Origin of the sequence: Vibrio sp. TRT 2004 (genome assembly GCF_050113735.1) — a bacterium.
In the GTDB taxonomy this organism is placed as follows: domain Bacteria; phylum Pseudomonadota; class Gammaproteobacteria; order Enterobacterales; family Vibrionaceae; genus Vibrio.
Genome location: NZ_JBNJOH010000006.1, coordinates 17,655 through 29,860, shown reverse-complemented (window position 1 = coordinate 29,860; position 12,206 = coordinate 17,655). Strand labels below are relative to the sequence as shown.

General features: G+C 43.3%; 11 protein-coding genes. 7 read left to right on the top strand and 4 right to left on the bottom strand.

Going from position 1 to position 12,206, the window contains the following annotated elements; genetic code table 11:
* Nucleotides 1-3: 3 nt before the first annotated feature.
* Complete coding sequence (gene srmB / locus ACQEXR_RS04235; protein ID WP_138972129.1) at nt 4-1,242, bottom strand: ATP-dependent RNA helicase SrmB; 1,239 nt, start codon at nt 1,240-1,242, stop codon at nt 4-6.
* An 89-nt stretch (nt 1,243-1,331) separates the two neighbouring features.
* Complete coding sequence (locus ACQEXR_RS04230; protein WP_427019801.1) at nt 1,332-2,039, bottom strand: tRNA1(Val) (adenine(37)-N6)-methyltransferase; 708 nt, start codon at nt 2,037-2,039, stop codon at nt 1,332-1,334.
* A 316-nt stretch (nt 2,040-2,355) separates the two neighbouring features.
* Here ACQEXR_RS04230 and brnQ point away from each other — a divergent pair, with 316 nt between their 5' ends.
* From brnQ to ACQEXR_RS04205, 5 genes are all read left to right on the top strand, one after another.
* Nucleotides 2,356-3,669 carry a branched-chain amino acid transport system II carrier protein gene (gene brnQ / locus ACQEXR_RS04225; protein ID WP_138972127.1) on the top strand — a complete coding sequence of 438 codons (1,314 nt, stop codon included), beginning with the start codon at nt 2,356-2,358 and terminating at the stop codon, nt 3,667-3,669.
* 161 nt (nt 3,670-3,830) lie between these two features.
* A protein-coding gene (prfB, locus tag ACQEXR_RS04220) for a peptide chain release factor 2 (protein ID WP_138972126.1) occupies nt 3,831-4,929 on the top strand; the annotation gives its coding sequence in 2 pieces (ribosomal slippage) (nt 3,831-3,905 and nt 3,907-4,929; 1,098 coding nt in all).
* A gap of 38 nt (nt 4,930-4,967) precedes the next feature.
* Nucleotides 4,968-6,485: a lysine--tRNA ligase gene (lysS, locus tag ACQEXR_RS04215; protein ID WP_138972125.1), complete on the top strand. Its 1,518-nt coding sequence runs from the start codon at nt 4,968-4,970 to the stop codon at nt 6,483-6,485.
* 305 nt (nt 6,486-6,790) lie between these two features.
* Entirely contained in the window at nt 6,791-8,125 is a 1,335-nt protein-coding gene (gene vpsR, locus ACQEXR_RS04210) for a cyclic-di-GMP-binding transcriptional regulator VpsR (protein WP_426951090.1), read from the top strand.
* Between the two features lie 502 nt (nt 8,126-8,627).
* Nucleotides 8,628-8,879, top strand: a complete 252-nt coding sequence (locus ACQEXR_RS04205; RefSeq protein ID WP_138972123.1) for a DUF1127 domain-containing protein — start codon at nt 8,628-8,630, stop codon at nt 8,877-8,879.
* A gap of 37 nt (nt 8,880-8,916) precedes the next feature.
* Here ACQEXR_RS04205 and ACQEXR_RS04200 read toward each other — a convergent pair whose 3' ends face one another.
* The gene (locus tag ACQEXR_RS04200) at nt 8,917-9,951 is read right to left on the bottom strand and encodes an NADP(H)-dependent aldo-keto reductase (RefSeq protein WP_427019800.1); all 1,035 of its coding nucleotides are present in this window, start codon (nt 9,949-9,951) and stop codon (nt 8,917-8,919) included.
* A 128-nt stretch (nt 9,952-10,079) separates the two neighbouring features.
* Between ACQEXR_RS04200 and ACQEXR_RS04195 the strand changes: the two genes are divergently transcribed.
* Nucleotides 10,080-10,391, top strand: a complete 312-nt coding sequence (locus ACQEXR_RS04195; RefSeq protein ID WP_138972122.1) for a DUF6482 family protein — start codon at nt 10,080-10,082, stop codon at nt 10,389-10,391.
* Here the strand turns inward: ACQEXR_RS04195 and mutH are convergent.
* Complete coding sequence (mutH, locus tag ACQEXR_RS04190) at nt 10,388-11,053, bottom strand: DNA mismatch repair endonuclease MutH (protein ID WP_427019799.1); 666 nt, start codon at nt 11,051-11,053, stop codon at nt 10,388-10,390. The two genes, ACQEXR_RS04195 and mutH, sit on opposite strands and share 4 nt — an antisense overlap.
* A 632-nt stretch (nt 11,054-11,685) precedes the next feature.
* On the opposite strand from mutH, the gene rppH reads away from it, so the two are divergent.
* The gene (rppH, locus tag ACQEXR_RS04185; RefSeq protein ID WP_138972120.1) at nt 11,686-12,204 is read left to right on the top strand and encodes an RNA pyrophosphohydrolase; all 519 of its coding nucleotides are present in this window, start codon (nt 11,686-11,688) and stop codon (nt 12,202-12,204) included.
* Nucleotides 12,205-12,206: the final 2 nt, after the last annotated feature.

Below are 12,206 nucleotides of genomic sequence, written 5' to 3'. Positions count from 1 at the left end.
AAACTATTTCTTTTTCTTAGCGACTTTCTTCTTACCTTTTGCCGCTACTTTTTTCTTGTCGTCTTTCTTTTTGTTCTTTTTCTTAAACACAGGTTTTTTATGTTTAGGACGCATCTCTTTAATGAAACGCTCTTTGATCTCTTCTTTAACGTAACGTGCTACACGATCCATCATTGGTTGGTCATGGGCTTCTACTAGAGAAACTGCGTTGCCTTTCTTACCGGCACGGGCAGTACGGCCAATACGGTGTAAGTAAACATCAGCACTGCGTGGCATGTCGAAGTTGATGACGTGACTCACATCTGGAAGGTCGATACCACGAGCGGCAACGTCAGTTGCTAGTAATACGTTTACCGTTCCATCGCGGAAGCGACTGATGGCATTGTTACGACGATCTTGTGGCATTTCACCTTGGATCCAAGCACAAGCAATTTGTGCTTTTTCCAGCTCGACACGCAGCTCGGCGAGACGTTCACGTGTTTTCAAGAACACGATGGAGCGTTCTGCTTGCTCGGTAAGGATCTTCTTCAGGAGATCCAGTTTGTGCGACATATCGTCTGCGCGGTGGTACCACTGAGAAATTTTCTTGCGCTCGCGACGCGATGGCTCTGCATCAACTTCTGCTGGATCATTAAGTAGATCGGCTGTGAAGCCCTCAACACCTTTGCCTTCTAATGTGGCAGAGAAGAGTAGGGTCTGTTTACGCCAACGACATTCTGATGAGAGACGATCAACGGTTGGACCAAAGCCCATGTCTAACATGCGATCTGCTTCATCCAGAATTAACCATTCGATCGCGCGACAATCAAAGCGCTCAGATTCGATGTATTCCATCAAACGGCCTGGTGTCGCAACCACGATATCTTGAGTTGTTGCAAGAATATCTGCGTGTTCTTGGTATTGAACACCACCAGTAATGGTAAATATGTTGAGGCTTGTGTGCTTCGCTAGCGCTCGTGCTTGATCGGCTACTTGCATTGCCAACTCACGGGTTGGGGTCAGGATAAGAACACGCGCTGGCCCTGGTTTACGACGCGGAAAATCTTGCAAAAACTGCAATGCAGGCAGCACAAATGCTGCTGTTTTTCCTGTACCAGTAGGTGCAGAAGCCAATACGTCACGGCCATCTAAAGCTTGTGGGATCGCTTCAGCCTGAATTTGTGTCGGGCGGTCATAACCCATTTCTTCAATTGCGAGGAGTAGATTAGGATCTAACTCTAATTCAGCAAAATTTCTGATCACTATGATGTCTCCACAAGCGAGTTGGTGTGAGCAATAATTTAAGGGGACGTATTATAGAGTGATCGGTGATAAGGATCACACCTTATTTTTTACATCTTGAGATAAAAGTCTTTGGTTAGGTCAATAAACTCACTGGAATAGCCAGTAGCTTGGTGAATTGTTAGGTTTTGATATTGGGTCGCAACCGATTGTTTACTCAGTTCAAATAATAATCGGCTCACCGGCTTGTTAGCGGTTGGTTTGATGGAGCAGCATCTTTTTATAGACCAACCGAGCGATAGCGCGATAGCGATAAAGTGTTCACCTTCAACAATCGGTAGAACAAAACTGGCACAACCTGCCGGGGTTAGCAGTGACCAACAGCGCTCAATGAGGTGAGTGTGATTTAAGCTGTCGGTGTGTCTCGCCAAGGCCCGAGCGCTATTTACTGCTTGTTCTCCATTATTAAAGTAAGGTGGATTACAGATGATGGCATCGAATTTACGATCAAATTGATGTTTGAGAACATCGTTATGATGGAGTGTTATTCGATCAGACCAAGGCGAAGATAAGAAGTTAAAATTCGCGGCTGCAATGGCATTTTTTTCTATGTCGATCGCTTCGATAGACAATGTCGGTTTACGTTGAGCGCACATCAAACTTAGTAGACCTGTTCCCGTGCCCACATCGAGTAGTGATGCGCACTCGCTAAGATCCATCCACGCACCAAGTAAGACTCCATCAGTACTTACTGGCATGCCAGAATAGCCGCCATCAATTTTAAATTGTTTGAACTCAAAGCTTTTAGTTTTATTCATTAATTTTATCTTTATCGTCAATTGATTGTTTTTTGAGTTAATTGATCTGTTGTTAATAATTTGTGTGGTTTATTGTGCTGTTTGTTCTCGGTGTGTAATGGTTTTTGGCTAGTTTATACGACTGTTCAATCTGTTTGATGTAGTGATATATGCTGCTTTTTACTTGTGATTATAAATTTATATGGTGTTTTTCGCCTTTGGGTTGCGAGTTGATGAGGTTTTCGTCATTATGCGCGCCTTAATTTAAAGAGTGGACGGCAATTATTGACCATCCAACAAACACAACATTCATTAGATTATAAGTAAAGGGTCGACAGTGAATCAGACTTTAAAATTAACAGATATTCTTGCGGTAGGCTTTATGCTATTCGCTTTCTTTTTGGGTGCAGGTAACATCATCTTTCCACCTCTAGCTGGTCAATTGGCTGGTGAAAACGTTATTCCTGCAATGTCAGGCTTTCTTCTAACTGCAGTAGGTCTACCTCTTATTACTATCGTTGCTATTGCAGTTGCCGGAGGCTCGTGGGAGCATCTGACCAAGGATCTTCCGCAACGCGGCGCCATGATTATGGCTGTGTTGATTTTTATCATCATTGGCCCAGCATTCGCGGCACCACGTACAGGCTTGGTTGCATACGAAATGGCGGTGAAACCTTTCTTTGCTGACGCGGCGCAGTCTCATCTGACTCTATTTTCAATCCTTTTCTTTGCTGTTGCTATGTTCTTTGCATGGTCACAAGGCAAGCTGATTGATGTGATTGGTAAAGTTCTAACACCTGTCTTGTTCCTAGGTCTGATCGTATTGGCTGTTGCGGTATTCATTGATCCACAAGGTCAGTTAATCGCGGCTCAGGGCGAATATCTTACTCATCCGTTGCAAAAAGGTTTCCTTGAAGGTTACAACACCATGGATACCTTCGGCTCATTAATGTTCGGTGTATTGATTGTTGATGCACTTCGCCAGAAAGGCATTACAGAGCAAAAAGCAACGTCTAAGTACTTGATCAGTGCAGCTTGTATTGCTGCGGCTGGCCTGACATTTGTGTACGTATCTCTGTTCTATCTTGGTGCAACAAGTGCAACGGTTGCATCAGGTGCAGATAACGGTGGCGTGATCTTGAGCCTCTATGTGCAGTCTCTGTTTGGTCCTTACGGTCAGCTTGTGCTTTCTGTGATTGTATTGTTAGCGTGTTTGACAACGGCTATTGGTCTTGTGTCAGCGTGTTCAGATTACTTTAGTTCACTGACGCCAATTTCATACAAGACTTGGGTTATTATCAACGGTGTAGCCTGTGCGGTTGTTGCTAATGTGGGTCTGTCACAACTGATCGCTCTGTCGGTACCAGTTCTATTCGCACTATACCCAGTTGCTATTGCGTTGGTTGCACTGACTTTCCTTCGCAAGAAATTACCAAACCCTAAAGCGGCATACCGTGTGGTGATCCTTGTTTCTTTACTGTTTGCATTGATCGACGCTGCGAAGGTTGCGGGTGTTGATGTGTCAGCACTAAACATGTTGCCGTTATTTGATATCGGTATGGGTTGGTTACTACCAACGGTTGTGGCTATGGTTGCAATGCTATTTGTTGGCAAAGTTGAACAGCCAGTATTGGCGGAAGAGAACGCATAATTTCTCATCTTATCTAGTTAACAATCCCCTGTCGCGTAAGGCGTGACAGGGGATTTTTTTTGCATTTGAGTTTTTATGCAGCGATAAAAAATTCCTGTATCTTCATCACACTTTTGAGTACAATTCCTCGGTTAAATTCTACTCATAAATGTTGAGCAAACATGTTTGAAATCAATCCTATTAAAAACCGCCTAAAGGATGTGTCTGAGCGCACGAATATCCTGAGGGGGTATCTTTGACTATGACGCAAAACAAGAGCGTCTAGAAGAAGTCAACGCAGAATTAGAACAGCCAGATGTATGGAACGAACCTGAACGTGCTCAAGCACTAGGTAAAGAGCGTTCATCATTGGAAGCGGTTGTAGAAACTATCGACCTTCTCATTCAAGGTGTGGAAGATGTTGAAGGGCTACTTGAGCTGGCTGTAGAAGAAGAAGATCAAGAAACGTTTGATGAGATCGAGCCTGAACTTGCTGAGCTTGAATCTAAGTTAGAAAAGCTAGAATTCCGTCGCATGTTCTCTGGAGACCATGACGCTTCGGATTGCTACATTGATTTGCAATCAGGCTCTGGTGGTACAGAAGCGCAAGATTGGACTTCAATGATGCTGCGCATGTACTTGCGTTGGGCTGAAGCAAAAGGCTTTAAAACTGAGGTTATTGAAGTATCAGAAGGCGAAGTTGCAGGTCTAAAAGGCGCGACGGTTAAGATTTCTGGTGAGTACGCTTATGGTTGGTTACGTACCGAGACAGGTGTTCACCGTTTAGTTCGTAAATCGCCATTTGATTCAAGTGGCCGCCGTCATACTTCGTTTGCTTCTGCGTTTATTTATCCTGAGATTGATGACAACATCCAGATCGACATTAACCCTGCTGATCTGCGTATTGATGTTTACCGTGCATCTGGTGCTGGTGGTCAGCACGTCAACACGACAGAATCTGCGGTACGTATTACTCACGTACCAACCAATACGGTTGTGCAGTGTCAGAATGACCGTTCTCAACATAAGAACAAAGACCAAGCAATGAAGCAGCTTCGCGCCAAGCTTTTTGAACTAGAGATTCAGAAGCAAAATGCGGAAAAACAAGCGAACGAAGACGCTAAATCTGACATTGGTTGGGGGAGTCAAATCCGTTCTTACGTATTGGATGATTCTCGCATTAAAGATTTACGTACTGGCGTTGAAAACCGTAATACTCAAGCGGTTCTTGACGGCGATTTAGATAAATTTATTGAAGCTAGCCTGAAATCAGGTCTTTAAGCTTTTCACCGACACTTACGAAACAGGATACATCGAAAATGACTGATGCTGTTCAAAACGACAACGTACAAGAAGAAAACAAGCTGATTGCAGAACGCCGCTCTAAATTGGACGAGATCCGTAAGAGCTGTAAAGCAAACGGCCACCCAAACGACTTCCGTCGTGACGCGCTAGCGGGCGACCTTCAAAAAGAGTTCGGTGAAAAGACCAAGGAAGAGCTAGAAGAGCTAAACCATGTCGTCGCGGTTGCAGGCCGTATCATGGCTAAGCGTGGTCCGTTCCTAGTGATTCAAGAAACGTCTGGCCGTATCCAAGCCTACGCAGATAAAGACGTTCAAAAAGTTCTAAAAGACAAATACCAAGGTCTTGATATCGGCGATATCGTTGGTGTTAAAGGTGCGCTACATAAATCTGGTAAAGGCGATCTTTACGTGAACATGGAAGAATACGAATTGCTAACTAAGGCACTTCGTCCACTTCCAGAGAAGTTCCACGGTCTGACTGACCAAGAGATGCGTTACCGTCAGCGTTATGTTGATCTTATTGTTAACCAAGATTCTCGTGAAGCATTCATCATTCGTTCTAAACTGGTTTCAGCGATTCGTAACTTTATGAGCTCAAAAGGCTACTTAGAAGTTGAAACACCAATGATGCATGTTATTCCTGGTGGTGCGACGGCTCGTCCATTCGTTACTCACCATAATGCACTCGACATCGACATGTACTTGCGTGTTGCGCCTGAGCTATACCTAAAGCGTTTAGTTGTTGGTGGTTTTGATCGCGTATTCGAGATCAACCGTAACTTCCGTAACGAAGGTCTATCTCCACGTCATAACCCTGAATTTACTATGATGGAATTCTACCAAGCATACTCTGATTACAAAGATCTGATGGATCTGACTGAAGAGATGTTAAGTACGGTTGCGATGGACGTGCTAGGTTCGACATCAATGCCTTACGGTGATGAAACGGTTGAGTTTGGTGGTAAATACGCTCGAATGAGCATGTTTGAAGCGATCAAACATTACAACCCTGAGCATGCAGAAATTCAAGCTCTAACCGAAGCGGATCTTCAAGATCGCGACAAGATGGTTGCGATTGCCAAGTCTGTTCATGTTGAAGTGGAAACTTTCTGGACGTGTGGTCAGTTACTTGAAGAGATCTTTGGTGAAACAGCAGAACCTCAGCTAATTCAACCTACCTTCATTACTGGTTACCCAGCTGACATTTCTCCGTTGGCTCGTCGTAGTGATGATAATCCGTTCTTTACTGACCGTTTTGAGTTCTTCATTGGTGGTCGTGAAGTAGCAAACGGCTTCTCTGAGCTTAACGATGCACAAGACCAAGATGAGCGTTTTAAAGCTCAGGTAAATGCAAAAGATGCTGGTGACGATGAAGCTATGTACTACGATGCAGACTACATCACCGCTCTTGAGCACGGCCTACCACCAACAGCTGGTCAAGGTATTGGTATCGACCGTCTAGCGATGCTATTTACCAATACTCATACGATCCGTGACGTAATCTTATTCCCTGCGATGCGTCCTCAAGCGTAAGTACCAATTAGTTTAAAAGCCACCTTCGGGTGGTTTTTTTATTTCTATCGCCAGTTTGGTGATTTTCTGTCGCTAAGTGATTCAGAGATAGGGAAGGATGCCATTCGGTAAGATAATGAAATTTTATTTATGGCGGTAAAATAGTTTGAATCTACTCTCACAATGTATGGAAAAAAGGCGATTCAACCTCTAGTCTTATTATTGAGACAGATTCTCTGCCAGAGTCTCTATAATGTAACCAAATAGATTTATATGTGCCTAAGCACACATTGTATTCATATTATCAATAATAAGGAATATGCTTCATGGGTAGTCAATTCCGAATGGATTCCATTCCGGGTTCTTTGGTCGTAGTGGGAGGGACCTACGAACCGTGGCTTTCAGTGTTAGAGCAGGTAGGTTGGAGATGTACTCAGTGTGGAGATTTACGAAAGGCCGATGCGTTGTTTACTGAAACAGGCCCTTGTATTGGCATCGTCGATCTAAGCCATGATGAGTTTAGTCTTAACGGTATAGCAAACCTAGTTAGCAAACATAAGCAAGTTCGCTGGTTAGCGTTTATCAGAGAGTCTCAATTGAGTTCAGATACTATCTGTCAGTTCATTGTTAACTTCTGTATCGACTTTTTTACTGCACCAATTCCAGATGCGCAGCTTCTTAGTACAATCGGACACCAGCTTGGAATGCTCAAGCTAGAGAAGAAAGTATGGCCTCATTATGGCAATCAAAGTGACATGGGAATGATTGGTGATTCTATCCCAGTAAAACGTCTCCGTGATCAGATTAAACGTATTGGTCCAACTGACGTCAGCATTCTTATATATGGTGAGAGTGGTACAGGAAAAGAGACGGTGGCTCGAGCTGTTCATCGAACGTCTGCCCGAGCAAACAAAGAATTCATCTCTGTGAACTGTCGAGCGATGTCAGAGCGCCGTATTGAGAGCGATCTATTTGGTATCAATCGTGATGATTTAAGTGAACCCTCGATTCTTGAAAAAGCGCACGGAGGAACGATCCTCCTTAATGATATTTTGACTTTACCGAAATCTCAGCAGTTCAATCTGCTCAGATTCCTTCAAGAAGGTATGGTTGATACAGCATCAGGCCGTAAAGAGGTCGATGTGCGTGTTTTAGCTGCTAACTCAGCCGATATCGAAAAAGCATTGATTGATGGTGACTTCAATGAAGAGCTTTATCACTATATCAATGTATTGCGCATTAATGTCCCTAGCCTGAAAGAGCGTGCAGGAGACGTTGCAATTTTGGCTCGCCATTTCTTGCAGGAGTACTCGAAAGAGTACAATGCTCAGGCCCGCAGCTTTACTGAAGAAGCGACCCGTGCATTAACTCGCTACCATTGGCCTGGTAACGTTCGTGAACTCATGAACCAGATTAAACGAGTGGTGCTAATGTCGGATACCGTGATGTTAGATGAAGTTCACCTCGATTTACCAAAGCGCAGTGATAGCCGCCGTAGCCTCAAGAGCATTCGTGAGCGCAGCGAGCGAGATGCACTACTTTTGGTTCTTGAATCGCATGCAGGGCAAGTGTCTATGGCAGCCAAAGAGCTCGGTGTATCACGTGCAACAATGTATCGTTTGTTGAACAAACATAACCTGATCTCTGACATTACTGTCTAATTGTTTGTTTTGTAAATAAAAAGCCACACTCTTCCCGAGTGTGGCTTTTTTATTTGGCACGGATAATGCTCTGTCATACAGATATAACTAAGTTGAATATATTATATCTAACCATCCATTTTGGTTATTTTTGGGTTAAAAAATTGTTTTAATCTTATCGACAAAAAAGGGTTGAATTTATAACCTTCATGGTTAGAATTTAACCATGAGCTAGAGCTCATACCCATCAAACTTTGGATTATTACATTAGCTAGGAGGCACACAATGAAACATATCACTGTTAAATCATTTATTTGTGTCTCTATCGATCTAACCATCTCTAAGATGGCTGACTTCAAATGCAGTGCGTTTGGCGCCGATCGAAAACTAACTGACCTAATGTAATTAGTCCGTATCCACATTTTTTAATTGGCTGCGGGAAAGCAGCGAATTAAAACACCCTATTGATCTTTATCGGTTCGTTGATCTTTTCCCAGCTACCAAACTCAACTGGAGAAAACTCATGAGTCATTCTGTATATCTAAAACTAGCAACGCTATTGGTAAAAGCTGATCTACGTCGTGAAGAGAAGCAATGGAAACGCAAATTACGTCGCAGTGCGTTCGATATTCCATGGAATAATGAGCATTTGTTACGTGATATTGGTCTTGAGCTAGATGGACGCCCAATCGGCTTTTCTGAGCCAGACAGTGTTAAAGCCGAACGTCGCATTCGTCATCTTCGTCGTGTGCTAAGCGCGCGAATACCGACGTAATCAAAAGGGCAGGTGGCTTCGCCTGCCCGACTCAATACTATGGACAAGGATTGGAGTAAGTCGTCCCAATTTCTTGAATACCTTGAAGCAACTCATCGGTTAAAACGACATCTAAACTATCAATATTTGATTTAAGCTGATCCAAGTTTGTCGCACCAATGATATTGGCTGCGACAAAAGGTCTTTGATTGACAAAAGCTAACGCCATTTGAGCAGGATCTAAGCCATGATTTCTCGCCAGATTTACGTATGCTTGAGTGGCTTCAATACCTTGTGGAGTAAAATAGCGGACAAAGCGTTCGAACAAAGAACAGCGAGCCCCTTCTGGTTTATGTCCATTTAGGTATTTTCCACTTAAGCAACCGAAGGCCAATGGTGAGTAGGCGAGCAATTGAACACCTTCATAGTGGCTGATTTCTGATAAGCCAACTTCGAAACTACGATTGAGCAAGTTGTAAGGGTTTTGAATTGATACGATTCGCGGAAGCTCATGCTTTTCCGCTAGCCTCAGCAATGTCATCACACCCCAAGGCGTTTCATTCGATACGCCGATATAGCGAATTTTCCCAGCCTTAATTAGCTCAGCTAGCGCTTCAAGTGTCTCTATTAGCGTTACTTCTTCCTGTGTGTCAGGATAAGGGTAATTCAGCTGACCAAAACAGTTAGTTTTTCGTTGTGGCCAATGCAGTTGGTAAAGATCAACATAGTCGGTATGCAGACGTTTTAAGCTATCGTCGATGGCTAAGTGGATATTGCGACGATCTAAGCTCATATTTTCGCGGATGTAGGGAACATTACGCGGGCCTGCGACTTTTGTTGCGAGGACGACTTTTTCTCTTTTTCCGGATTTCGCTAGCCAATTACCAATGAATTGCTCCGTTAGACCCTGTGATTGTCCTTGCGGTGGAACAGGATACATTTCAGCGGTATCAATGAAGTTCACACCACGTTCCAATGCATAATCCAGTTGGCTGAATGCTTCTTGCTCGGTGTTTTGTTCACCAAATGTCATCGTGCCAAGACAGATCTTACTAATCTCCAATGTGGAGTGAGGTAGCTTGTTGTATTGCATCGACCTTCCTTGTTGTAAAGAGAGATATGATCCCACTATAGGGGAATCGAGTATCAATAGAAAAGGGGACAGCTAACAAATTCGCAAAATTGCGCAAGTTGACTACTATTGAATACTGGAGGTGAAGAATGCAAAAAACTCAATTACATAAGTGGATTCATGGTGAGCACAAAGAAAGTTACCAACCACCTAAGGTGTTTGTTATAAGCTGTTCAGACCTATCTCAATATTTGCTCGCAGTTGAATACAAGCACAAACTCGAACCAATAAGAATCGACGATGACCCCGTTCACTTTGACTCACTAGAACAAGTCAAAGATGAACTCAATCGTTTGGGAGTGGAGAGGGCATATCTTCGTTTACACAATGCTTATGATGAATGTGGTTTAGGTGATGGCCCTTCGTATCATGATCAAGAGATATTGATCACAACCCACTAAATGAAGTTGTTCTCCAAAATCTTTGCCGTAAATTGGGTTCTTAAATAAAAACCTCGCGGCAGGGTTTTTATTGGCTTTCCACTGGCACCATAGGCCTCTGTTAGAACACGACTGTTTGCTGCTTTCGGACGAAGTTGTAGTACTTCTCCGTGGCGTGCGGTGATCTGTTTAACACGACCGAGCACGATCATTTCCATTAATTCTTCCCAGTCAGTGCGCAGTTGCTGTTCTTCTTCCTCCGTTGGGGACCAGATAAGAGGAGAGCCCACTCGCCTTTCCGAAAGGGGGATCTCTCGTTCTCCTTCAACTGGCACCCAAAGCACGCGTGACAGTTTATTACGCACGTGGCTGGTTTCCCAAGTCAGGCCGTGAACACCGATCAGCGGAGCGACACAAACAAAAGTCGTTTCGAGTGGTTTTCCGGTATAGCTGATCGGGATTGTCTTTAGTTCAATTCCCAGCTGTTCAAAATCTTGTTGTGGCTTGCTGCCTGCGGTTGCTCCTAGATGCCACTCCAATAGTTGTCCAACCCATCCTTTATCTCGGCGAAGATCGGGTGGCACATCAATGTCGGCTTCTGCTGCTAACTCTTGAAAGGACATCCCCGCAATATCGCAGGCTCTGGAGAGTAACTCTTGCTCGGACTTAGGCTCTGATTTCATATCGGTTGGTGTCGATTGGTTTAATGTGCTTATTGTAGCGAATTACTTTCAAATTACGACCAACAAGCAAAGATCGAACAGTTCGAAAAATTGGTGAAAAGATCAACGTTCAACTAGTTATCCACAGGTGATGACGAAAAAAAGTGATTTTTTTGCAAGTATGTATGAATTAACAGGGGTTTAGGCAGACAAAATAGCTTGAGTTTTGGCTCGGATGGTGACTATTGATGATAGTGGTGTGGATAAATGCACTGCTGGTGGATCTTTGACCGATCTGATCATGAAGATGAATTGCTCTAACGATAGGCCTTTATGATATTTGGTTTTAATATTTAAGTTGTTGTTTTTATTTTACTTATTTCTATTATTTTCATGTTTTTTATGTGTTTCCTTCTCAATCTGTATGCTTATTGATCACTTTCTCATTGATTCTTCACATACTTATACACAGAAAAGGTGAATAAATGTGGGCTATGTCTCACAACTGTGTGAGTAACCTTTGGTTTGATTAAAAGTTATCCATTTTGGGTGTCCAAAGTAATATTTTCTGTGTTAGTCACACTAGTAAGTTTGCTCATATTGGGGATATGTGGAAAAATCACTGTAATTAAGAATTTAATAGAGGTTGGCCAGTGATAGATGGCGATGGTTACCGCTTAAATGTGGGTATTGTAATATGTAACAGCCATGGTCAGGTCTTCTGGGCAAAACGATACGGACAACACTCTTGGCAATTCCCTCAGGGAGGGATTGATGAAGGTGAAACCCCTGAACAAGCAATGTACAGGGAGTTATATGAAGAGGTTGGTCTTAGCAAAAAAGACGTAAAAATCGTAGCGACGAGTCGTCATTGGCTGAGGTACAAGTTACCTAAGCGGCTAGTTCGTTGGGATTCTAAGCCTGTTTGTATCGGCCAAAAACAGAAATGGTTTCTACTGCGTTTAGATTGTGATGAATCAAGGATCAACATGCAACGTGGTAGTTCCCCTGAATTTGATGGTTGGCGTTGGGTAAGTTATTGGTATCCAGTCAGACAAGTGGTTTCTTTTAAGCGCGATGTTTATCGTCGGGCAATGAAAGAGTTTGCATCAATGGCAATGCCATTTAAAGAACGCAGAGTGAAAGGCAAACGTAAACACAAAAGAGGATAGAC

What these genes read in the sequence shown, in the direction of transcription:
- ACQEXR_RS04205 (WP_138972123.1), top strand. Translation starts at nt 8,628, where the DNA reads ATGAGTCATTCTGTATATCTAAAACTAGCAACGCTATTGGTAAAAGCT.
- ACQEXR_RS04230 (WP_427019801.1), bottom strand. Translation starts at nt 2,039, where the DNA reads ATGAATAAAACTAAAAGCTTTGAGTTCAAACAATTTAAAATTGATGGC.
- vpsR (WP_426951090.1), top strand. Translation starts at nt 6,791, where the DNA reads ATGGGTAGTCAATTCCGAATGGATTCCATTCCGGGTTCTTTGGTCGTA.
- mutH (WP_427019799.1), bottom strand. Translation starts at nt 11,053, where the DNA reads ATGAAATCAGAGCCTAAGTCCGAGCAAGAGTTACTCTCCAGAGCCTGC.
- lysS (WP_138972125.1), top strand. Translation starts at nt 4,968, where the DNA reads ATGACTGATGCTGTTCAAAACGACAACGTACAAGAAGAAAACAAGCTG.
- ACQEXR_RS04195 (WP_138972122.1), top strand. Translation starts at nt 10,080, where the DNA reads ATGCAAAAAACTCAATTACATAAGTGGATTCATGGTGAGCACAAAGAA.
- ACQEXR_RS04200 (WP_427019800.1), bottom strand. Translation starts at nt 9,951, where the DNA reads ATGCAATACAACAAGCTACCTCACTCCACATTGGAGATTAGTAAGATC.